Raw genomic sequence first — 21790 nt, forward strand, 5'->3', positions numbered from 1 at the left:
CCCTCCAATCACCCGAGATGCCCCCTCAATCACGCGAGATCCCCCTCCAATCACACGAGTTCCGCCTTCAATCACGCGAGTTCCGCCCCGGATCACACCCGCCCGACCCTCCAGGTACGTGAGTCGTCCCTCCAGGTACGCGAGTCGTCCGTCCGGGTACGCGAGTTCGCCGGCCCGGTACCCGGGACTCGCGTGACCGGAGACGGAACTCACGTGATCCAGCGCGTATCTCGTGTGATTGGACGCGTATCTCGTGTGATTGAGGGGGCATCACTCGTGATTGGAGGGGCATCTCACGTGATTGGGGGGACGACACGCGGGGGCCGTAGGGTCGGGGGATGGAGATGCTGCACCTGCGTTACTTCGTCGCGGTGGCCGAGGAGCTGAACTTCTCCGCGGCCGCGCGGAAGCTGCACATGGCCGCGTCTCCGCTCAGCCAGCGGATCAAGGACCTGGAGCACGAGCTCGGGCAGCAGCTGTTCGACCGCAGCACCCACCACGTCACCCTCACCGACGCCGGGGCCGCGCTGCTGCCGCTCGCGCGGGACGTCCTCGAGCAGGTCAGTGCCATTCCCTGGAAGCTGGAAGAAGCCACGCGGCCGCAGCGCAGCACCGTTTTCCTCGGCATGCCCGCCGGCGTGCACCCCGATCTGCGGGAGCGTGTCAACGCGCTCGCCGAACGGGTGAAACTGACCTACGAGCTCAAGCGCTGGCCCGGCACCACCGCCGACCTCGTGCAGGGCGTGCACGACGGGAAGCTGGCCCTCACCCTCGCCCGGCTGCCCGTCACCGATCCCGCGCTGGACCAGCTGCCCGTGATGACCGAACGGCTCGGTGCCGTCGTCCCGGCCGACCTGTTCGCCGGGCGGGACTCCGTCAGCCTGGCCGAGCTCACCGAATTCCCGTACGTGGCCTCACCAGGCGAAATCGTCCCCGCCTATTTCGAGCAGCTCGACCACCAATTGAACGAGCTCGGCATCAAGAAACGCATCCGGCTGACCAACACCGGCTACGGCGGGACGTCGGAAATCATCTCCAGCGGCGAGGCATTCTCCATTTCCATGCTCGACGCCAAGAGCCCGATGCACGGCTACCGGCTCGACAACGTCATCGTGCTCCCCTTCTCGGATTTCCGCCCCCAGCTGGACACCGGCCTCCTCTGGCGGCGCGACCGCGGCGACGGCGACCTGAAGGACCTCGTCGACGCCGCGAAAGAGATCTTCGCCGAACCGCTCAGCAGCTGAAGAATGGTATGACCACAAGAGTCATACCATTGTTCGCATCATGATCATTCCCTTTCCCGTCGCCCGCGCCTAAGTTCGGAAGTAGAGCAGAACAGCAAGGCGCGAAAGGACGCAAACACATGACGACCGGACCGCTGGACGGCGTGCGCGTGATCGACCTCTCGACCGTGGTGATGGGCCCGTACGCGGCCCAGATCCTCGGCGACCTGGGCGCCGACGTGATCAAGATCGAGTCCCCCGCGGACACCGTGCGGGTGGGCGAGTACCGCACCACGCCGGGCATGACCGCACTGAACCTCAACGTCAACCGCAACAAGCGCAGCGTGGCCCTCAACCTCAAGGACGAGACCGAGCGCGAGCAGGCGCTGAAGCTGATCGACACGGCCGACGTGCTGATCACCAACATGCGCCCCGGCGCGCTGGCCCGTCTCGGCCTGAACTACGCCGACGTCGCCGAGCGCAACCCGCGGCTGGTCTACGCCCACGCGCAGGGCTTCCGCGGCGACTCCCCGCAGGCCGGCAACGCCGCCTACGACGAGACCGTGCAGGCCTCCTCCGGCCTGGTCGACGTGGCCAACCGGGCACTGGGCCAGCCGGTCTACCTGCCGACGATCATCGGCGACAAGGTCTCGTCGCTGACCATCGCCTACAGCGTGCTTGCCGCGCTGGTCCACCGCGACCGCACCGGCCAGGGCCAGCAGATCGAGATCCCGATGACCGACACGCTGATCGCGTTCAACCTGGTCGAGCACCTCGCCGGGCACACGTTCGAGCCGGCCGAAAGCCCCACCGGGTTCGCGCTGTCGATGACGAAGGGCCACGCCGCGGTCCGGACCAAGGACGGCCTCGCCTGCGTCATCCCCTACAACCCGAAGAACTTCCGCGACTTCTTCGCCGCCGCCGGGCGCCCGGACCTCGCCGCGGACCCGCGGGTGAACGGCGAGGCCATCAACCGCGCCGACAACGAGTGGCTGACCGAGCAGATCGCCGCGTGCGCCCCGGCGCTGACCACCGAAGAGTGGGCGGAGGTCTGCGCGAAGCACAGCATCCCGATGGCCCCGGTCCTGGAGCTGGACAAGGCCCACGAGGACCCGTACGTCCGCGACGGCCACCTGCTCGACACCGTCGAGCACCCGAGCGAGGGCACCATCCGCACGGTCGGCATCCCGGTGAAGTTTTCCGCGACGCCCGGCTCGATCCGCCGCCTGGCCCCGCTGGCCGGCCAGGACACCGCCGAAGTCCTCGCGGAACTCTGAAAGAAGCAGCTCATGAGTGAAGTACGCACCGAACGGATCGGCAGCACCCTGCTGATCACGATCGACCGCCCGCAGGCCCGCAACGCGGTCAACGCCGCCGTCGCGAAGCAGCTGGCCGCCGCCCTGGACGAACTCGAAGCCGACCCCACGCTCCGGGCGGGTGTCCTGACCGGCGCCGAAAACACCTTCAGCGCCGGGATGGACCTCAAGGCCGCCCTCAAGGGCGAGTCACCGGAGATCCCGGGCCGCGGGTTCGGCGGCCTGACCGAAGCCGAGCTGGCCAAGCCGCTGATCGCCGCCGTCGAAGGGTTCGCCATGGGCGGCGGGTTCGAGCTGGCCCTCGGGTGCGACCTGATCGTCGCCGCCGAAGACGCGCAGTTCGGTCTGCCCGAGGTCAAGCGCGGCCTGATCGCCGCGGGCGGCGGGGTGATCCGGCTGCCCCAGCGGATCCCGCACCACCTCGCGATGGAGTTCCTGCTGACCGGCGAGCCCGTCACCGGCCGCCGCGCCGGCGAGCTGGGCCTGGTCAACCGCGTCACCGCTACCGGTGACGCCGCCGCGGTCGCCGTCGGCCTGGCCGAGCAGCTGGCGCAGAACGCGCCCCTCGCGCTCGCCGCGGTCAAGAAGATCGTGCGTGCCGCGGACCCGAAAGCCGCGGAACGCGAAGAAATCCGGAAGCTGATGCAGTCGAACGACGTCCGCGAGGGCATGACCGCCTTCGCCGAGCGCCGCGCTCCGAAGTGGACAGGCGAATGAAGATCGAAGAAGTCCGGCGGCACGTGACGACCCCGCTGACCGCCCCGGCGTTCGCGCCGGTGGTCCCGAGGTTCACGAACCGCGAATACCTGAACATCGTCTACCGCACCGACGCCGCCGCCCTGCGCGCCGTCGTGCCGGAGCCGCTGCAGGTCGAGGAACCGTTGGTGCGGTTCGAGGTCATGAAGATGGGCGACGTCTCCGGCTACGGCCCGTACACCGAGTCCGGCCAGGCGATCGAGGTCAGCTTCGACGGCGAGCGCGGCGAGTACCTGCACGCGATGTACCTCGACAACTTCCCGGCGACGGCGTCCGGCCGCGAGGTCAGCGCCTACCCGAAGACCGTCGGGTCGCCGAACCTCTATGTCGACAACGGCGTCCTCGTCGGCACGCTGGACCACGGAACGCTCCGGGTGGCGACCGCGACCATGGGCTACAAGCACCACGAGCTGGACAGCCGCGAAGCCGAGCGCCAGATCACCGTCCCGACGTTCATGCTCAAGACGATCCCCGGCTACGACGGCGCCCCGCGCGTCCAGGAGCTGGTCCGCACCGAGATCACCGACGTCGTGGTCAAGGAGGCCTACACCGGCCCCGCGCGGCTGCAGCTGTTCCAGCACGTCCTGGCCCCGCTGGCCGACCTGCCGGTGCTGGAGGTCGTGTCCGCGAGCCACATCACCACCGACCTGACGCTCGCCCCGGTCAAGCCGGTCTTCGACTACCTGAAGGGAGCGCAGTCATGAGGAACGCGGCAGTCATCGGCGCCGGCACCATCGGCCTGTCCTGGACGGCGCTGTTCGCCCACCACGGCCTGACCGTCCGGGTCACCGACCCCCGCCCCGACCTCGCCGAGGCCGTCTCACAGGCACTGGCCCAGTACGCCCCGCACCTCGGCACCACCGCCGAGGAGCTGGCGAGCCGCGTCCACCTCGCCGCCGACGTCACCGAAGCCGTGCAGGACGCCGACGTCGTGCAGGAGAACGGGCCGGAGAACGTCGAGTTCAAGAAGGAGCTGTTCAAGCAGCTCGTCGAGGAGGCGCCGCAGCACGCGCTGCTGCTGAGCTCGTCGAGCGCCATCCCGTCGACGGCGTTCACCGGCGAGATCGACGGCAGCCGGGTCCTCATCGGCCACCCGTTCAACCCGCCGCACCTGATCCCGCTGGTCGAGGTCGTCCCCGGCGAGCGCACCAGCGACGAGTCCGTGCAGCTGGCCGTCGACTTCTACACCTCACTCGGCCGCACGCCGGTCGTGGAGCGCAAGGAGATCTCCGGCTTCGTCGGCAACCGGCTGCAGAACGCGCTCAGCCGCGAGGCGATCTACCTCGTCGAGCAGGGTGTCGTCACCCCCGAAGACCTCGACAAGGTCATCACGAACTCGCTCGGGATCCGCTGGGCCACGGTCGGGCCGTTCCTCGGCTCGCACCTCGGCGGTGGCCCCGGCGGCTACCGGCACATGGCCGAGCACATCGGCAAGTCCATGAAGAAGATGTGGGCCGGGCTGGGCGACCCCAGCCAGAGCCCCGAAGAGCAGGAACGGCTGATCGAAGCCGTCGAAAAGGCTTACGGCTCCTCCACGTACTCGGAACTCGCCGAGACGCGCGACCGCAAGCAGCTCGCCGTCCTGTCCGCATTGGAGGAGAACTGAGATGACGATGGAAGCACTCGAAGGCCAGCTGACCGCCGACTTCTACAACTACGAGACGCTGCTGGGCGACGACGAGCGCAAGCTGCTGGTCCAGGCCCGTGAGTTCATGCGCACCGACGTCAAGCCGCTGGTGAACGAGAACTGGGAAGCCGGCACCTTCCCGAAGGAGCTCATCGGGATGTTCCGCGAGAGCGGTCTCGCGGGGCTGCCCTACGAGGGCTACGGCGAGCACAAGCCGGCGGTCAGCCACCTGCTCACCGGCATGATGGCGATGGAGATGAGCCGCACGGACGCCTCCGTGGCGACGTTCTTCGGTGTCCACAACGGACTCGCGATGTACTCCATCTACAGTGGAGGGAGCCAGGAGCAGCGGGACCGCTGGCTGCCCGAGATGGCCGCGATGGACAAGATCGGCGCGTTCGCGATGACCGAGCCGCTCGGCGGGTCCGACGTCGCCGGCGGCATGCGCACCACGGCCAAGCGAGACGGTGACACCTGGGTCCTCAACGGCGCCAAGAAGTGGATCGGCAACGCGACCTTCGCCGACTACGTCGTGGTGTGGGCCCGTGACCTCGACGACAACCACGTCAAGGGCTTCGTCGTCGAGAAGGGCACGCCGGGCTTCGTGGCGGAGAAGATCCAAGGCAAGACGGCCTTCCGGATCGTCGAAAACGCCGAAATCACCCTTACCGATGTCCGCGTCCCGGAGGCCAACCGCCTGCAGGGCATCAACTCCTTCCGCGACGTCGCCGAGATCCTGCGCGCCACCCGCGGCGGCGTGGCCTGGCAGGCGCTGGGCGTGATGGTCGGCGCCTACGAGCTCGCGCTGGACTACGCCAAGGAGCGCACCCAGTTCGGCCGTCCGATCGCCCGCTTCCAGCTGGTGCAGGACCTGCTCGTGAAGAGCCTCGGCAACATCACCGCCTCCTGGGGCATGCTGGTGCAGCTCGCCCGCCTGCAGGACGCGGGGATCTTCCAGGACGAGCACTCGTCGCTGGCCAAGGCGTTCGTCACCGCGCGGATGCGCGAGGTCGTCGCCTGGAGCCGGGAGATCTTCGGCGGCAACGGGATCGTGCTCGGCTACGACGTCGCGCGGTTCTTCGCCGACGCCGAGGCGATCTACTCCTTCGAAGGCACGCGCGAGATGAACACCCTGATCGTCGGCAAGGCGATCACGGGCCAGTCCGCGTTCGTGTGAGGCGCTAGTTGACGCAGCCGGCGGCCGCCGTGGTGGTCGCCGGCTGCTTCGCGTTCGAGGAAGGCGCCGGCGCCTTGGTGCCGGTGGCGGCGACCGGCTTCACGTTCCCGGCCGGGTCGTCGCCCGCGGCCTGGACATTCGTGGTGCTGATCGCCGTGCGGACGAACTGCTGGACCTGCGCCGGGTCGACCTTGACCGCGACGCCGTCCGACGGCGTCGGCAGGGACAGGCTCTGCACCGGGATGGTGGCGAACGCGATCGCGCCCGAGGTCATCCCCCGCAGCTGCTGGGCGAAGCTCAGGATGTCCCAGCCCTTGTCCAGCACGACCGCGCCCTGCACCGCGCTGACCAGCAGGCCCAGCTTCGACGGGTCGGTGAACGTGCCCGCGCTCAGCACCTTCTTCGCCATCCCGGACAGGAACGCCTGCTGCCGCGCGATGCGGTCGAGGTCGCCGTTGGTCAGCCCGTGGCGCTGCCGGACGAAGGCGAGCGCCTGCGGACCCGAGAGCGTCTGCGTGCCCGCCGCGAAGTCCGCGCCGGAGTAGGTGTCGTGCACCGGCGCCTTGAGGCAGACCTCGACGCCGCCGACGGCCTGTGACAGCGCGTCGAAGCCGGCGAGGTTGATCGCCGCGTAGTGGTTGATGGTCAGCCCGGTGAACTTCTCCACCGTCTGGATCGCGGTCTTCGCGCCCGCCTGGTTCGCCGCCACCTCCAGCTGCGCGCCGGAAAGCCCCTGGGCGCGCAAACCGGACATCGCGGCGTTCTTGCCACGGCTGTAGGCCGAGTTGATCTTGTGTTTGCCGTAGCCGCCCGCGATGTCCACATAGGAGTCACGCGGGATCGAGATCGCGGTGGCCGCGGCGCCGCCCGCCGGGATGTGCACCACGATCATCGTGTCGGTGGTGTCGCCGCCGTCGTCCCCGCCTCCGGCGTGCAACGCGTCGAGCACGTTCTGCGGCAACGGGTTGCCGTAGGTGTCGGTCCGCGAGTCGATCCCGACGAGCAGGATGTTCTGGGCGACCTGCAGCGGCTCGCCGACCGGCGTGTCCTCGCTGTCGATCTGCGCGGCCGGCGGGATGACGTCGGCCGTGACGATGCCGTCGTCCAGCGCACTCAGCTGCGTCCACAGGTAACCGGTGGCGCCGAGCACCACGGTCGAGACGACGCCGAGCGCGACCCGGCCGCCGATCCGGCGGCCCCGCGACGACAACAGCACGACGTTCCCCTTGCTTCCCTCTGGTGTTCCCCCTCCTTCGAGGATCACCGGGTTTGCTGGGAATCAGCTGAGAAAGTTGTCGGAAACCTGTGACGCTGCCCGATCGGCCGAGCGGAATCCGGCCTATCGGCCGAATTCTGCCACGCAGGGTAGGGAAGCGCGCACGGGAACGTGCTGTGGCTCCGGCCACAGTGGCCGGCGCGATCGCGTCACCGCGGCAGTTTGCGCCAGATCGCCCGCGGCAGGAGGCGCATCGCGAAGAAGACCGGACGGAGCATTCCGGGCACCCAGACGACGTCGCGGCCGCGGCGCAGGGCCGCGACGGTCGCTTCGGCCACCTGGTCCGGCGTGCTGGAGAACGGCGCCGGTGTCATGCCTTCGGTCATCCGGCCGATCACGAACCCGGGCCGGACGAGCACGAGCCGGACACCGGAGCCGTGCAGGGCGTCCGCGAGGCCGCTCGCGAAGCCGTCGAGGCCGGCCTTGGCCGAGCCGTAGACGTAGTTCGCGCGGCGCACGCGCACCCCGGCCACCGAAGAGAACACGACGAGCCGGCCGTGGCCCTGCGCGCGCAGCAGGTTCGCGGCGTGGGTCAGCACACCGACCTGGGCGACGTAGTCGGTGTGGACGATCGCGGCGGCGTGGGCGGCGTCGCGCTCGGCACGCGCCTGGTCGCCGAGGATGCCGAAGGCGAGCACGACGGTCTCGAGCGGGCCGTGCTCGGCCGCGACCTTCTCCAGGAACGGGCCGTGCGCGGCGAGGTCGTCGGCGTCGAAGTCCACGGTCTCGACCGTCTCGGCGCCCGCCTCGCGCAGCGCCGCCACCTCGCCCGCGAGGTCCGCGCCCGGCCGCGCGGCCAGCACGAACCGCCGGACGTCCCCGCTGACCAGGCGTTTCGCCACGGCGAGGCCGATTTCGCTGCGGCCGCCGAGGACCAGAACCGTTCCACTCACCAGACCAGTCTTTCAGCCCGGGTGCGCTAGCGTTCCCGGGTGGGTCAGGACTTCGAGACGCTCGTCGAACGGCACCGCCACGAGATCCAGGTGCACTGCTACCGGATGCTCGGTTCCCTGGCCGACGCCGAAGACCTCGCGCAGGAGACGTTCCTGCGCGCGTGGAAGGCCCGCGACGGGTTCGAGGGCCGGGCGAGCGTGCGCACCTGGCTGTACCGGATCGCGACGAACGCCTGCCTCGACGTACTCGCCCGGCGCCCCCGGCGCGTGCTGCCCGACCAGCTCGGGCCGGCCGGGGAGCCGGCCGGGCCGATCGAGGCCGCCGACCTGCCGTGGCTCGAGCCCTGCCCCGACCGGCTGCTCGACGACGCGGCCCCGGAGGACGCCGTCATCGAGCGGGAAACCATCGAGCTGGCCTACCTCGCCGCCGTCCAGTACCTGCCGCCGCGCCAGCGGGCGGTGCTGGTCCTGCGGGACGTGCTCGGCTGGCCGGCGCGGGAGACGGCGGCGGCGCTCGAGACGAGCGTGGCGTCGGCGAACAGCGCGCTCCAGCGGGCACGGGCGACGTTGCGTGAGCGGTTGCCCGCGCGGCGTGCCGAGTGGACGGTCGGCGACCCGACGGCGGCGGAAACGGCGCTGCTGAAGCGGTTCATCGCCGCGTACGAAGCCGGTGACCCGGCCGCGGTGGCCCGGCTGCTGCACGAAGACGCCCAGGCGGTCATGCCGCCGTACACCTTGTGGTTCGGCAACCGGACCTCGATCGTGCGCGCGCTCTCCCTTTCGCTGGACCCGGCGTCACCGGACTGCGTGGGGCGGTTCCGGATGCTGCCCGTGCGCGCCAACCGCCAGCCCGCCGTCGCCACCTACCTGCGGCGCCCGGGAGAGCACGATCACCGGTGGTTCGGGGTCACCCTGCTCACGGTCGAAGCCGGGTCGATCACGGCGATGGCCGCGTTCGAGTCGGTCCCGGCGGCGGCGTGGGGCCTGCCGGAGACCTGGCCCACCGAGCACGATGACCACGGGTCGGCAGGAAAGATGCAAAGCGACGCATAGATATTGCGCTGAAAAAAAGCCCGGGTGGGTGATTCACGGGGAATCACCCACCCGGGCAAGCGCACAACCGGAATCTCATTTGCTTTCCGGATTTGCTTGCTGTCCTTGCGGCCGCCGGGAAGAGGTCACCGGCCGGCGCGTCAGGCCACTCGGTGCCGCTGAGGCGCGGTGCGCACCAGCCGGCGGCGTTCGTCCGCGGTGGTGCCGCCGAAGACGCCGTGGTCGAGGCCGTTGTCGAGCGCGTAGCCGAGGCATTCGGCGCGCACGGGGCAGCGGGCGCACACGGCCTTCGCCTGTGCCGTCTGCCGGGCGCCGGGGCCCATCTCGGAGATCGGGAAGAACAGTTCCGGGTCCTCGTCCTTGCAGGCCGCGAGTTCCGCCCAGCCCGTCATCGTGGCTTCCATTTCCTTCGTTCACCTCCTTCTCTTACTGCTTCCCATTGTTGGGGCGCGTCAACCGACTTAACACTGGCGGGCGCGCGAGCGCATCCGCCTGGGTCAAGGGGGTTTTGGCTTCGGTCCCCGGCTCACCCTCCGGGCAACCAAGACTGCAACACATGAGAGTACGCCTTTCTTCCGGGGATCTCGATGTCGATCACGTCACCCGATCGGCGAACTCCGCGCAGCACCGACCGGCGGACGGACAGTCCTCCACCATCCGCTTGCGTTGTCCGAGAGGGGTTTCCGGCTCTTCGGGCGGGTAAACACGTCCGTCAGACCCGAGGGGGAGCCCGTCCGGAACCCGCCGTTCGCGGACCGGCGCGGCACCCGGCCGGAACCGTTCGTCACCAGCCGTCACCGAGGCAACGCATTCCATTACTCCTACCGGGCAGTCTTGATCGAATCGTTACACGTAGCGGTCACTTCACTGCACCTGTCCTAGTGAGGCGAGGGGTGGTGGGGTCCGGTGTGCGGTCACGACGAGTTCGACGCGTTCTTCCGCGCGGACTTCCCGGCCCTGGTGGCGTTCCTCTGCAAGGCCGGCTTCGAGCTCGAGACGGCCCGCGACGTCGCCGCCGAGGCGATGCTGCACGCGCTCGAAGCGTGGCCGATCGCCGAGGACCCGCGGGCCTGGGTGCGCCGGGTCGCCGGGCGCCTGCTCGACGCCGGGGGCGGCGCGCGGGCGGACTGGACCGTGGCGGGCGACCCGCAGGACGACGACGAGCTCGCCGGGCTGGTCGAGCAGCACGCGGGCCTGCTCGAGCTGCTCGCCGCCCTGCCGGGCAAGCAGCGGATGGTGCTGGCGTGGTCGCTCGACGGGTTCACGCCGTCGCAGATCGCGGAGGCGCTGCGGATCGCGCCGGCGACCGTCCGGTCCACCCTCCGCCACGTGCGGGAACGCCTCCGGCGACTCCGGGCCGCCCGGCCCGGCGACCAGCGGGACAGGGAAAGGTGAGCGAAATGCCGGCAACCGAGTACGGGGATCGGGCGATCACCGAGCAGCTGCGGGAGTCCAACGCCGCGCTGCACGACTCGCTGCGCGCCGGGCTCGACGTCGAGGGCACGCTGCTGCGGGTGCGCAGCCGCGCCCTCGTCCGCGAGATCGCCGCCGCGCAGCCCGCCGAAGCGTTCCCGCCGCACTGGCGGCGCCACGACGAGCCGGTCGCGGCCGCGATCGCGGGCGACGACGCGGCGACCGCACGCCTGCTCGCCACGATCCGGCCCCTGGTGGTGCGCTACTGCCGGGCCCGGGTCGGCCGGCACGAGCGCTCGTTCGCTTCGGCGGACGACGTCGCCCAGGAGGTCTGCCTCGCGGTGCTGACGGCACTGCCGTCCTACCACGACCAGGGCCGCCCGTTCCTGGCGTTCGTCTACGGGATCGCCCAGCACAAGGTGGCCGACGCCCACCGCGCCGCGGCCCGCAACCGCAGCGACCCGGTCCCGGAAGTCCCGGACGGGGTCAGCGAAACGGCCGGCCCCGAGCAGCGGGCGCTGCGGTTCGAGCTGAACGAGCGGCTCGCCCGCCTGCTGGACGTGCTGCCGGCGAAGCAGCGGGAGATCGTGGTGCTGCGGGTGGTGGTCGGGCTGTCGGCGGACGAGACGGCCGCGGCGGTGGGGTCCACGCCGGGGGCGGTCCGGGTGGCGCAGCACCGGGCCCTCGGCCGGCTGCGGCGGCTGCTGACCGGCGAAGAGGAGTAGCTCCTCCGTCGAGGGCGGCGGAGGCACCGGCGGAGTGACCGGGAGCGCAGCTCCTCCGTTGAGGGTGGCGGTGGGGGTATCGGCGGACTAACGCCGGACCCGCTCCAGGATGAACTCCGCCAGCGCCGCCGCCGGGCCTTCCATCGACTCCCTGGCCAGCAGCATGAACTCGATGTCGCCGGGGTCCGGGAGGCCGTCGAGCTCGATCAGGTCGGCCGGGACCAGGCTGCGGGCGTGCACGGTCACGCCCAGGCCGGCCGCCGCCGCGGCGCGCAGGCCGGTGAGGCTCGACGTCTGGCACGCCGCCCGCCACTCCAGGCCGGCGCGTTCGAGGACCTCCACCGCCAGCCGGCGGGTGATCGACGGCATCGGGTACTGCACCAGCGGCACCGGCTGGCCCGGCTCCAGCACGGTGGCGGCCGACCCGATCCAGACCAGCGGCTCCCGCCACAGCAGCCGGCCGTGGTGCGCACCCGGGCGGCGCTTGCCCAGCACCAGGTCCAGCTGCCCGGCGCGCAGCCGCTGCGCCAGGACGTCCGACAGCTCGACCGTGAGCTCGACGTCCACCAGCGGGTGACTGCGGCGCAGCCGGTGCAGGATCTCCGGCAGCTCGCCGAGCGCGAAGTCCTCCGAGACGCCGAAGCGCACTCGGCCGCGGAGCTCGGCGCCGCGGAAGTGCCGCTCGGCCCGCTCTTCGGTGTCGACGACCGTCTGCGCGAACCCGAGCATCGCCTGCCCGCGCGCGGTGAGTTCCACCGTGTGGGTGTCACGGGCGAACAGCAGGCCGCCGGCGTCGCGCTCGAGCCGTCGCACGTGCTGGCTGACCGTCGGCTGGCCGACGCCGAGCCGCCGCGCGGCCGCGGTGAAGCTGCGCGTCTCGGCGACGGCGAGGAACGAACGGCAGAGGCGGGGATCCAGCACCGGCGCAGCTTATCGCGAATCGTGATGACAGTCAGTCCGGTCATCGGGGTTCACAATGAGCGTGGGGTCGCCGAAAATGGCGGTGGAAGGAGAGCCATGTTCCGGTTGCGTCCAGACCCCTTCGTCCTCGCCATCCTCGCCACCGTCGGCGTCGCCACCCTGCTGCCCGCATCGGGCGCGGTGGCGGACGGCTTCGGCGTCGCCACCACGATCGCCGTCGGCCTGCTGTTCTTCCTGTACGGTGCCCGCCTCTCGACGCAGGAAGCCCTCGAAGGGCTGCGGCACTGGCGGCTGCACGCGGTGGTGCTCGCGGCCACCTTCGTCCTGTTCCCGCTGCTCGGCCTGGCGCTGTTCCTGCTCCCGGCCGCGGTCCTGCCGCCGCAGCTGGCGGCGGGGGTGCTGTTCCTGGCGGTGCTGCCCTCGACGGTCCAGTCGTCCATCGCGTTCACCTCGATCGCCCGCGGCAACGTCGCGGCGGCGATCTGCAGCGCGTCGCTGTCCAACCTGGCCGGGATCGTGCTCACGCCGTTGCTGGTGGCGCTGCTGCTCGCCGGGGACGGCGCGGGCGTCGACGGGTCGGCCGTGCTCGGGATCGTGCTGCAGCTGCTGGCGCCGTTCGTGGCCGGCCAGCTGGCCCGCCGCTGGATCGGCGGCTGGATCGCGCGGCACGCGGCCCCGCTGAAGCTGGTCGACCGCGGCTCGATCCTGCTGGTGGTGTACACGGCGTTCAGCGCGGGCATGACGGAAGGCATCTGGCACCGGCTCGACCCGGGTCACCTCCTGGTGCTGCTGGCGGTGTGCGGGGCGCTGCTCGCGGCGGTACTGGCGGCCACCGGCTGGGGCGCCCGCCTGATGGGCTTCGCCCGCGCGGACCGCATCACGATCGTGTTCTGCGGGTCGAAGAAGAGCCTGGCCAGCGGCCTGCCGATGGCGACGGTCCTGTTCGGGCACGCGCAGGTCGGGCTGATCGTGCTGCCGCTGATGCTGTTCCACCAGCTCCAGCTGATCGTCTGCGCGACCTTGGCCCGGCGGTACGCGGCCGAGCAGGACCTCGTGCCGGCCTGATTTTCGTCGATTCCGTTGTGGACGGTCAGGAACACCGGCCGGCGAGCCACTTCCGGTAGTCGGCCGTCCAGCTGGTCGCGACCCGTTCCGGGCCGGTCGCCAGGTTCGCCTGCCAGCTCGCCGCGTTCCCGCTCCACGACGGCGGCGGCTCCTCCCACTTCACCGTGTCCGGCCACGACGGGCCACCACCGAGCACCGCGGGGAACGTCCCGGCCGCCACGCGGGACTTCAGGGCCGCCGCGATGTCCGGGTCGTGCGAGTACACCGTGATCGCCTGGTTGCGGTAGCGCTCGCGCACCGGGTCGGCGATCTCGCTCCACGCCTTCGCCTTCACCGCCGCGGATCCGTCGACGAGGAACACCTTCGTCTCCGGCTTGATTTCCAGCTCGGCGAACGCGCCCTTGGCGGCGACGTGGTCCAGCCACTGCCGCAGCGAATAAACGCCCTCGCCCTGGTACGGGCCCCACTGCAGCGTCCGGCCTTCCAGCTTGTCGCTGCCCGAGGACCAGTAGATGTCGGTGATGTTCTTCTTGACGCCGTTCAGTCCGTGCGTCGAGGTGTTGTGCCACATCACCGCCTTGCCGCTGACCGTCCCGTCCGAGCCGACCGCGACCTTCGTCAGCTGGACGTCGGCCTCGAACCCGCCGGCGCCCTGGCCGATCAGGGCGTCGACGGCCTCGGGGTTGTTCGGGGCGCGCAGCTGGTCGCGGTCCCACGGGTTCGCACCGGTCGGGTAGCCACCGTGGCTGACGATCACCGGGCACGCCGGGAGCGCCTGCGCGGCGACGCCGGCGAAGGAAGCCGCCGCGAGCGCGCCGGCGAAGAGCGTGGTTGCCAGTTTCATGCGTTCACCAGGACGTTCTTGTAGAAGAGGTTGGCGTACCGGTTGACGTTGTCCATGCTGCTGCGCGAGCCGAACCCGAGGAACAGCCGCGTCTCGCCGTCGGCCGTGCGGTAGACGGCCAGGCCTTCGGGTTCGCGGTAGACGAGCGTCGAGCCGGCGCGGGTGATGTCGCGGTCCGCCACCAGGCCGGTGTTCATGTCGATGCGCGTCACGTACGAGTCGATGTCGGCCGCGTCGGCGTGGCCTGATCCGTCCAATGTGTACAGGCTGCTGCCGAGGATCGTGTAGCCCTGGAAGACCACGCTCGTCGTGCTGAGCGCGGGCTGCGGGAAGTGCACCAGCGGCTTGGAGAAGTCGCCGGCGGCCGCGCCGGCGAGCGGGAAGACGCTGTACCACATCCGGCCGCCTTCGCTGCGGCGCACGGCGATCCGCTGGTACACCGGGTCGGTCGCGCAGGTGATCGTCTTGCTGCCGGTGAGGAACTTCTTCACCGACGGCGTGCCGCCGTTGACGAACTTGAAGCGCGCCAGCGCGGTGCCGCGGGCGTCGGTGGTCGTGCCGTCGGCGTCGCACTCCATCCAGATGTAGGAGGAGGTGCCGACCGGCTCCACCCCGATCGAGACGCCGTGCCCGGCGTGGTCGACGTGCATCGAGCCGAGCAGCTCACCGCTGAAGCTGAGCTGGTTGATGCACAGGTCGTCGCCGGAGGTCCCGTTCCGCGCCTGGACGACGAACAGCCGCCGGTTCACGTTGTCGAAGGCGAACCCCTGCATGACGTGGTGCGATTCGTGCAGCATCTTGCTGCGGAAGAGATCCGATGACGGCTGCGTGATGTCGATGTGGGGCGACGCGGGGATCCCCTCCCCCTCGGCGGAGGCGACACCGGGGAGCAGAGCGGCGGAACCGAGCGCGACGGCGGTCGCGGCTCCGGCGCGGAGGAAGGAGCGCCGGGAAAGCGCTCTCGACGTGATACACGGATTCTGCGACACGGGCTCGCCTCCTGGTTCGGATGTCGGCGAGAGCGTCCAGCCGGGGCGTACAGACGCCGTACAAAGCCAGTACACGCGTAACAAGCCGGAACGGCCAAGCGATCCGGAGGACGGCATCGATCAGGGGAGGTTTCCATGGGGACTCAGGGACGAACCGCGCTCGCCGCGCTGGCCGGGGCGGTGGTGGTCACGGCGGGCGCAGTGGTCTTCGCGGGTGCTTCGGCCGCCGTCGGCCCGTCACCGGCACCGATCGTCCAGGCGGCGCAGGCCACCTGCGTGACCGACGGCGGCGGCTTCTGCACCGTGCCGCACGGTCTCGGCAAGGTGCCGGAGGCGGTCGTGGTGTCGGCGAACACGCCGAACCCGTACAACGGGTTCATGCTCAACACGGTGCAGGGTTCCTTCACCGCGACCACGTTCCAGGTGCGGGCGATGTTCTCGCAGACCACGCCGAAGACGTACGGCCAGATCTGGTTCAGCTACGCGGCCTACGCCGCACCGGCGGCCCCGACGACGCCGGCCACCACCCCGACTTCACCGCCGTCCACCACCATGCCGCCCACTACAACGCCCGCCGATACACCGACTCCGTTCACCACACCGTCCGGTGGCGGCAGCTGAACGAAATCCGCACCCTTCGCCCGGCCCGCCGGGATTTTCCGTCATCGCGGGCGGGGCGAAGGCTTCTTTCCCAGCTCTTCCGCGAAAATCGTCTCGACGCGTGAACTCGCGCGCCGCAAAGCGCGGACCGCGGTGCGGATCAGGTAGCCGGAAACGAACGTGAACAGCAGTGTCAAGCCGATCAGCCCGGGATTCGCCACGATGACCTCCCGGTACTCGTGTGCGAGGTACCCCAGCCCGGCCCCCGCGGCGAATGCGTCCAACAGCGCCAGCCGGGTGGCCAGGGAACGGAACGAGGTGGCAGTGCCCATTGTCTTACTCCCGCCGTTCCGGTCAGCGGTGGCGCCCTTGCAACCTAGACGAGCGTGCGCCGCTCGGCGGTCAGTTCAACCTGTTTGGCCTACCGGATCTGCCCGGATGGCCGCTGTGATAACTTGAAGCGAACTGAGTGTTCTGTGCACATGCAAACCTCGGGCCGCTTGCGCACGCCCGAGTGAGGGGGCGGTAGCTCAGTTGGTTAGAGCAGGGGACTCATAATCCCTTGGCCGCGGGTTCGAGCCCCGCCCGCCCCACGAGGCGGCTCCGGCTACCCGGTGCTGACGCACCTTCGCCGGTGCCCGCACTCTCCATCCGGAGGACAACCTCCGGCGCGACGCCGTTCGCCGTCGAAACCTCACCCGGCGCAGAGGCAGCGCTCGCACGCCTCGACGAAGACCCGCACCGCCCGGCGTCCGTCCTCCGCCCGCCAGACGACGGCGAGCTCGCTCGGCGGCAACCCCGTGACCCGGCGGTACACGATGTCGTCGCGCTGGTAGATCTGCGCGTTGCCCTCGGAAACCAGCACCGCACCCAGCCCGGCACCCACCGCCTCCAGCGACTCTTCGGCCGTCTCCGCCTCGGCGACCACCCGCGCCGGCACCTCGCGCCGGTCGTTGCCCAGCCAGAACTCGCGCAGCGGCCCGGCCGCCCGCGGCAGCGCGATGAACGCCTCCTCCGCCAGCTCGCCCAACGGCACCGCTTCCCGCGCGGCCAGCCGGTGCCCGGCCGGCAGCGCCACCCAGCGGTCCTCGGTGGCGACGACCTTCCGCGCGAATCCGGGCGGCACCGGCAGCCAGGCGACGGCCACGTCCACCTCACCGCCGCCGAGCCCGGCCGTCGGATCGCTCCAGGCGACCTGTTTGAACAACAGCTTCCACTCCGGCAGCGCCGTCGCCATCTTCGCCGTGACGTTCGGGATGAGCCCGCGGCCGATCCTGGTGTGGAACCCGACCGTCAGGGTCGCCCGCTGCGCCGCGGCCACCTCGGCGAGCGCGTGCTGCGCGGTCTCCCACTGCCGGATGATCCGCTGCGCCTCCGGCAGCAGCGCCGCCCCCGCCGCGGTCAGGGTCACCGTGCGGTGGTCACGCTCGAACAGCGCGACCCGCAGCGACGTCTCCAGGCGGCGGATCTGCTTGCTCAGCGACGGCTGCGCGATGTACAGCCGCCCCGCGGCCCTGGTGAAGCTCAGCTCCTCCGCCACCGCGACGAAGTACCGCAGGTCCCGGACGTGGACATCCATAGCCACAGGCTATAGCGCCCGATCTTGGACGCCGGGGGCCGCGCGGCCCGACGATGACCGTGATCATCGACGGCGGCGAAGGGCAGAAGGACATGGAACTGGGCGTGTCGGGACTGAACGCCAAGGCGACGCTGGCACCGGCCGAGACGGTCCGGCTGGCGCGGCTGGCCGAGGACCTCGGCTACCGGTCGTGGTGGGCGGGCGAGCACGTGGTGCTGCCGAGCCCGCGGGTGCCGCCGGCGCCGATGGAACCGACCGACCCGATCCTCGACCCGCTGGTGCACCTGGCCTACGTCGCGGCCGTCACCGAGCGGCTGGACCTCGGCACCGGCGTGGTGATCCTGCCGCAGCGCAACCCGCTGGTCCTCGCCAAGCAGGCGGCGAGCCTCGACGTGCTCAGCGGCGGCCGCCTGCTGCTCGGCGTCGGCGCCGGCTACCTCGAGCCCGAGCTGCGCGCACTCGGGGTGCCGATGGCCGGGCGCGGACGGCGCACCGACGAGTACCTCGACGCGATGACCGCGCTGTGGACCGATCCGGCGCCCGCGTACCAGGGGGAATACGTCGAGTTCCGCAACGTCGACGCCCACCCGCGCCCGGCGGGTGTCCGCATCGTGGTCGGCGGCCACAGCCCGGCCGCGTTCCGCCGCGCGGTGTCCCGCGGCCACGGCTGGTTCGGCAACGGCGGGCTCGCCGACCTGCCCCGCCACCTGGCCGGGCTGCGCCGGGCCGCCGAGGAGGTGGACCGCCCGGCCCGGTTGGGCCAGCTGGAGATCAGCTACCTGCCGCTCGACCCGGTGGAGGTGGACGCGCGCGCCGCCGAGCAGTACGCCGCACTGGGCGTGGACCGGCTCGTGGTCTACCCGCTGCCGCTGGAGGATCCCGCGGAGGTCGCCCGGTTCCTGGAACGGCACGCCGCGCTGGCGCGGTGACCCGGCGCCGTACGATCACGGCGAGGGTGCGGCCAGGCCGGGATTCCGGCACCGGCGTGCGGGAGGGAGCAGGATGTTCGGGTGGAAGAAGAAGCTGAACGCTCTGAACGATCTGGCGGGGCAGCTCAGGCCCGACCTGAGTCCGGAGTCGCTCGGTGTCGGGCCCGCCTTCCCGGGCGTCGCCGCGAACCCGCTCCTGAGCAGTGACGCCCGGAAGCGCACCGCGGAACTGCGTACGGGGGCGCTGGCGCTCGGCGTGCTCGTCGACTGGCGGGAAGTGAACAGCAATCCGCGCGTGGTCCTGATGTTCGACGTGGAGACCGCCGAAGGCGTCGCGTTCCGCGGCATCGCGGACGAAGACCTCACGATCACCGAGCTCACCCGGCTCGCTCCGGGACAGACGCTGCCCGTGCGCTACCGGCCGGCCGTCATGGACCACTACGTCGCGCTCGCCCGGGACGCGGACCCCGCCCGTGTTCGGCAGCTCTCCGAGGAGATCGCGAGCCGCAGGCGAAGCTGAGCCGGCGGCCGGCCTAGGGCGTGTCTGACAAAGGTTCCGGCTGGTTGCTGGGATGCTGCTGGTCGTGTCGCGGTTTCAGTTGCTCTCCGATGCTCAGTGGGCGTTGATCGAGGACTTGCTTCCGGTCCGGACCGGTAGGCGTGGTCGTCCGTTCTCGGATGCGCGGGCGATGGTTGAGGGGATCATCTACCGGTATCGGTGCGGGATCCCCTGGCGGGATGTGCCGGCGGTGTTCGGACCGTGGCAAACAATCTGGACCTGGCATCGCCGGATGGCCGGTGACGGCATCTGGGACACCGTGCTGCAACGCCTGCTCACCCACGCGGATGCGGCTGGCCTGGTGGACTGGTCGGTGTCGGTCGATTCCACGATCGCCCGGGCGCATCAGCACGCCACCAACATCACCCGTCCCACAGGGGGCTGGGTCGAACTACACGGATCTGCTGACCGAGTCGCCTGACCACGCGATCGGCCGTTCCCGCGGCGGGTGGAGCACCAAGGTGCATCATCTCGTCGACGGGCACGGCCGGCCACTGGTGGCTCTGGTCGGTCCTGGCCAGGCCGGGGACGCACCGATGTTCCCGCATCTGATGCGGCATCTGCGCATCCGCCGGGCCGGGCGTGGTCGGGCCCGCACCCGGCCCGATCGGGTTCGCGGCGATAAGGCCTACTCCTCGAGAGCGATCCGCGGGCATCTGCGCGCCCGCGGCATCGTCGCAGTGATCCCCGAGCCGGCCGATCAGGCCGGGCACCGCAAACGCCGCGGTTCCCGCGGCGGCCGCCCACCTGCCTTCGATGCGGTCCACTACCGCGGCCGCAACGTCGCCGAACGACAGTTCAACCTGCTCAAACAATGGCGCGGCCTGGCCACTCGCTACGACAAGTTGGCCATCGTCTACCGATCAGCGGTCGTCCTGCACGCCGCGATCACCTGGACCAAAGCATTGTCAGACACGCCCTAGTGCCCGCCGTGGCCGGGCATGCCCGGGTGGTGCCCCGTGCTCCCCGCGTGCCGGTGGAACCGGCTGACCTCCGGCGGGTGCACCACGAACGGGCGCATCATGCCCTCGTCCTCGTGGTCGAGGATGTGGCAGTGGTACATGAACTCGCCGGTCGCGTCCTCGAAGCGGCCGGCGACGCGGATCCACTCCCCCGCCCAGGTGGTGAACGTGTCCTTCCAGCCTTCCTCGTGCTTCTCGATCGCCGCGCCGGCTGCTGGGGCGGGCAGAGGCCGGGTCGTGCCGCCCGCCGCGAGGTCGAACGCCGTCAGGTCGGCGAACTTGTTCCTGGTCAGCAGCTGGAACCGGGCCATGTGGATGTGCATCGGGTGCGGTGCCCCGCCGAGCTGGAGCAGGTTCCACACCACCCAGCGGCCGCGGTCGATGAAGATCGTCGTCGTGTCGTCGAACAGGCTGGCCACCCTGCGGAACGTCCGCACCTGTCCCGTCGCCGGGTCGGTGAGCTGGAGGACGCCCTCCTCCGGGAAGCGGGCGGGCAGCTCGGCCGGGTCGGTGATCTCCTTCAGCTCCCACATCTCCGGGTGCGGCCTACCCGCCACCCCCGGCGGGGTCGACACGACGAACACCTCGTCGTGGTCCTCCGGAACCCGCTCCAGTCGCGCGTACGACGGCGACAGCCGCGCCGGCAGGCGGAACGGTTCGGGGCGACGGCGGCTCTCGACGCGGAACTGCATGATGTCCGGCTCGATCGACGCCCCGGTGTTGACCAGCCGCAGCCGCTGCCCCGGGAACCGGCTGAAGTCGATCAGCAGGTCGGCGCGCTCGGCCGGGGCCAGGGTCAGGCCGCCGGCCGGTACCGCCGCCGGGGCAGGCAGCAGGCCCGCGTCCGTGCCGGCGATCCGCACCGCGTCGTTGTGCACGGTGCCCGCCTCGTCGACCAGGTCGAGGCGGAAGAACCGGCCGTTGGCCGTGTTGAGCACCCGGAAGCGGTACCAGCGCGCGTCCACGTCCAGGTGCGGCCAGATGCCGCCGTTGACGAGCGTGAACGGGCCGGTGACCGGCGCCGTCGTGCCGGACGCGGGCAAGTACTGGAACTTGAACAGCACCCGGCCGGTGAGCGCGCCGGTCGCCGGGTCGGTGTCGAGGTTGCGGTCGGCCAGCACCAGCGGGATCTCGTGGTCGCCGCCGGGCAGGCGCAGCCGGTCCTCCTCCTCGTCGCGGATCAGGTACAGCCCCGCGAGTCCGGAGTGGACGGTGAAGCGCGTCACGGCCATCGCGTGGTCGTGGTACCAGAGCGCGGTGGCCGCCTGGCGGTTCGGGTACTCGGTGAGCTGCGTGTGCCCCGGTGAGATCCCGTTGTGCGCCCAGCCGTCGTTGCCGGCGTTCGTCAGCGCGCCGTGCAGGTGCACGACGTTCCACGGCGGCAGCTCGGCGACGCCTTCGACCAGCTCCACCCCGGCGGGCAGGCTGCCGTCGGCAGCGCGGTAGCCGGGCCGGTTCGCCGGCGTCGGCACCTCGTACGGCGCCCGCACCGCCACCAGCGGGACCGTGCCCGTCAGCTCGTTGGCCCACGCCACCCGCAGCCGCCGGCCGCCGCGCACCTCGATGGTCGGGCCCGGGAAGTGGCCGTCGTAGGTCCACAGCGTGGTTTCCGGCAGCTGCGAGTGCAGCCGCGCCCGCACGGTGGTCATCGTGACGGTGAGCTCGCCCCGGTACTGCCGCGAATGCGCCTGGAGCACCGGCGGGATCCGCAGCGGGTCGAGGAACTTGGTGAGCCCGAAGGTCGGCGCCGCCGGCGCACCGGTCGCCGCCGACGCCGTCCGCGGGGCACTCGGACCGAGCAGCACCCCCGCCGCGACGCCCGCGGAACCGAGCGCCGCGGCGGTGAGGAAGGTGCGCCGGTCGACGGAGTCGTCCACTTTTCC

General features: G+C 70.9%; 22 protein-coding genes, 1 tRNA gene and 1 pseudogene. 15 read left to right on the forward strand and 9 right to left on the reverse strand.

Features of this window, described 5'->3' with window-relative positions; all coding sequences use genetic code 11:
* The first annotated feature begins 338 nt into the window (after window positions 1-338).
* The 6 genes from HUT10_RS14055 (at window position 339) to HUT10_RS14080 (ending at window position 6099) form a co-directional block, all read left to right on the forward strand.
* Window positions 339-1244: a LysR family transcriptional regulator gene (locus HUT10_RS14055; RefSeq protein WP_176171617.1), complete on the forward strand. Its 906-nt coding sequence runs from the start codon at window positions 339-341 to the stop codon at window positions 1242-1244.
* A 119-nt stretch (window positions 1245-1363) separates the two neighbouring features.
* Window positions 1364-2500, forward strand: a complete 1137-nt coding sequence (locus HUT10_RS14060) for a CaiB/BaiF CoA-transferase family protein (protein WP_176171618.1) — start codon at window positions 1364-1366, stop codon at window positions 2498-2500.
* Window positions 2501-2512: 12 nt separating this feature from the next.
* Window positions 2513-3256 carry a crotonase/enoyl-CoA hydratase family protein gene (locus HUT10_RS14065; protein ID WP_176171619.1) on the forward strand — a complete coding sequence of 248 codons (744 nt, stop codon included), beginning with the start codon at window positions 2513-2515 and terminating at the stop codon, window positions 3254-3256.
* Window positions 3253-3999 carry an acetoacetate decarboxylase gene (locus HUT10_RS14070; RefSeq protein WP_176171620.1) on the forward strand — a complete coding sequence of 249 codons (747 nt, stop codon included), beginning with the start codon at window positions 3253-3255 and terminating at the stop codon, window positions 3997-3999. Before HUT10_RS14065 ends, HUT10_RS14070 begins: the two co-directional genes overlap by 4 nt.
* Entirely contained in the window at window positions 3996-4901 is a 906-nt protein-coding gene (locus HUT10_RS14075) for a 3-hydroxyacyl-CoA dehydrogenase NAD-binding domain-containing protein (RefSeq protein WP_176171621.1), read from the forward strand. Before HUT10_RS14070 ends, HUT10_RS14075 begins: the two co-directional genes overlap by 4 nt.
* 1 nt (window position 4902) lies before the next feature.
* Window positions 4903-6099, forward strand: a complete 1197-nt coding sequence (locus tag HUT10_RS14080) for an acyl-CoA dehydrogenase family protein (protein ID WP_176171622.1) — start codon at window positions 4903-4905, stop codon at window positions 6097-6099.
* A gap of 4 nt (window positions 6100-6103) precedes the next feature.
* On the opposite strand, the gene HUT10_RS14085 is transcribed toward HUT10_RS14080, so the two are convergent.
* Together HUT10_RS14085 and HUT10_RS14090 are read right to left on the reverse strand one after the other, a co-directional pair.
* Complete coding sequence (locus HUT10_RS14085) at window positions 6104-7315, reverse strand: LCP family protein (protein ID WP_176171623.1); 1212 nt, start codon at window positions 7313-7315, stop codon at window positions 6104-6106.
* 209 nt (window positions 7316-7524) lie between these two features.
* Window positions 7525-8268, reverse strand: a complete 744-nt coding sequence (locus HUT10_RS14090; RefSeq protein WP_176171624.1) for an SDR family NAD(P)-dependent oxidoreductase — start codon at window positions 8266-8268, stop codon at window positions 7525-7527.
* A gap of 39 nt (window positions 8269-8307) precedes the next feature.
* On the opposite strand from HUT10_RS14090, the gene HUT10_RS14095 reads away from it, so the two are divergent.
* Window positions 8308-9321, forward strand: coding sequence for an RNA polymerase subunit sigma-70 (locus HUT10_RS14095; protein ID WP_176171625.1), 1014 nt, complete (start codon window positions 8308-8310; stop codon window positions 9319-9321).
* 140 nt (window positions 9322-9461) lie between these two features.
* Here the strand turns inward: HUT10_RS14095 and HUT10_RS14100 are convergent, their stop codons facing one another.
* Entirely contained in the window at window positions 9462-9725 is a 264-nt protein-coding gene (locus HUT10_RS14100; protein ID WP_176171626.1) for a WhiB family transcriptional regulator, read from the reverse strand.
* Window positions 9726-10227: 502 nt separating this feature from the next.
* On the opposite strand from HUT10_RS14100, the gene HUT10_RS14105 reads away from it, so the two are divergent.
* Window positions 10228-10716, forward strand: coding sequence for a sigma-70 family RNA polymerase sigma factor (locus HUT10_RS14105; protein ID WP_176171627.1), 489 nt, complete (start codon window positions 10228-10230; stop codon window positions 10714-10716).
* 146 nt (window positions 10717-10862) lie between these two features.
* Window positions 10863-11459 carry an RNA polymerase sigma factor ShbA gene (shbA, locus tag HUT10_RS14110; protein WP_176177817.1) on the forward strand — a complete coding sequence of 199 codons (597 nt, stop codon included), beginning with the start codon at window positions 10863-10865 and terminating at the stop codon, window positions 11457-11459.
* A gap of 87 nt (window positions 11460-11546) precedes the next feature.
* Here shbA and HUT10_RS14115 read toward each other — a convergent pair whose 3' ends face one another.
* Window positions 11547-12380 (reverse strand): LysR family transcriptional regulator, encoded by an 834-nt coding sequence (locus HUT10_RS14115; protein WP_176171628.1) that lies wholly within the window; start codon window positions 12378-12380, stop codon window positions 11547-11549.
* Between the two features lie 96 nt (window positions 12381-12476).
* Between HUT10_RS14115 and HUT10_RS14120 the strand changes: the two genes are divergently transcribed.
* Window positions 12477-13445 carry a bile acid:sodium symporter family protein gene (locus HUT10_RS14120; RefSeq protein WP_176171629.1) on the forward strand — a complete coding sequence of 323 codons (969 nt, stop codon included), beginning with the start codon at window positions 12477-12479 and terminating at the stop codon, window positions 13443-13445.
* Window positions 13446-13470: 25 nt separating this feature from the next.
* Here HUT10_RS14120 and HUT10_RS14125 read toward each other — a convergent pair whose 3' ends face one another.
* On the reverse strand, window positions 13471-14289 hold the full coding sequence (locus HUT10_RS14125; protein WP_176171630.1) for a hypothetical protein: 819 nt from the start codon (window positions 14287-14289) through the stop codon (window positions 13471-13473).
* Window positions 14286-15278 carry a twin-arginine translocation signal domain-containing protein gene (locus tag HUT10_RS14130; protein WP_254896865.1) on the reverse strand — a complete coding sequence of 331 codons (993 nt, stop codon included), beginning with the start codon at window positions 15276-15278 and terminating at the stop codon, window positions 14286-14288. The genes HUT10_RS14125 and HUT10_RS14130 overlap by 4 nt, the downstream gene beginning before the upstream one ends.
* Window positions 15279-15413: 135 nt before the next feature.
* On the opposite strand from HUT10_RS14130, the gene HUT10_RS14135 reads away from it, so the two are divergent.
* Window positions 15414-15899, forward strand: a complete 486-nt coding sequence (locus HUT10_RS14135) for a hypothetical protein (RefSeq protein ID WP_176171632.1) — start codon at window positions 15414-15416, stop codon at window positions 15897-15899.
* Window positions 15900-15940: 41 nt separating this feature from the next.
* Here the strand turns inward: HUT10_RS14135 and HUT10_RS14140 are convergent, their stop codons facing one another.
* Window positions 15941-16210: a hypothetical protein gene (locus HUT10_RS14140; protein WP_176171633.1), complete on the reverse strand. Its 270-nt coding sequence runs from the start codon at window positions 16208-16210 to the stop codon at window positions 15941-15943.
* A 187-nt stretch (window positions 16211-16397) separates the two neighbouring features.
* Here HUT10_RS14140 and HUT10_RS14145 point away from each other — a divergent pair.
* Window positions 16398-16471 (forward strand) — tRNA-Ile (locus HUT10_RS14145).
* A gap of 101 nt (window positions 16472-16572) precedes the next feature.
* Here the strand turns inward: HUT10_RS14145 and HUT10_RS14150 are convergent.
* Window positions 16573-17457 carry a LysR family transcriptional regulator gene (locus HUT10_RS14150; RefSeq protein ID WP_176171634.1) on the reverse strand — a complete coding sequence of 295 codons (885 nt, stop codon included), beginning with the start codon at window positions 17455-17457 and terminating at the stop codon, window positions 16573-16575.
* Window positions 17458-17510: 53 nt separating this feature from the next.
* Between HUT10_RS14150 and HUT10_RS14155 the strand changes: the two genes are divergently transcribed.
* The 3 genes and pseudogenes from HUT10_RS14155 (at window position 17511) to HUT10_RS14165 (ending at window position 19868) form a co-directional block, all read left to right on the forward strand.
* Window positions 17511-18386 (forward strand): LLM class F420-dependent oxidoreductase, encoded by an 876-nt coding sequence (locus tag HUT10_RS14155; protein WP_217709606.1) that lies wholly within the window; start codon window positions 17511-17513, stop codon window positions 18384-18386.
* Window positions 18387-18459: 73 nt separating this feature from the next.
* Complete coding sequence (locus HUT10_RS14160; protein ID WP_176171635.1) at window positions 18460-18906, forward strand: hypothetical protein; 447 nt, start codon at window positions 18460-18462, stop codon at window positions 18904-18906.
* 52 nt (window positions 18907-18958) lie between these two features.
* A pseudogene (locus HUT10_RS14165) lies at window positions 18959-19868 on the forward strand (IS5 family transposase).
* On the opposite strand, the gene HUT10_RS14170 reads toward HUT10_RS14165, so the two are convergent.
* On the reverse strand, window positions 19865-21784 hold the full coding sequence (locus tag HUT10_RS14170; RefSeq protein ID WP_176171636.1) for a multicopper oxidase family protein: 1920 nt from the start codon (window positions 21782-21784) through the stop codon (window positions 19865-19867). The pseudogene HUT10_RS14165 and the gene HUT10_RS14170 overlap by 4 nt on opposite strands.
* Window positions 21785-21790 lie beyond the last annotated feature (6 nt).

Source organism: Amycolatopsis sp. Hca4, from assembly GCF_013364075.1.
In the GTDB taxonomy this organism is placed as follows: domain Bacteria; phylum Actinomycetota; class Actinomycetes; order Mycobacteriales; family Pseudonocardiaceae; genus Amycolatopsis.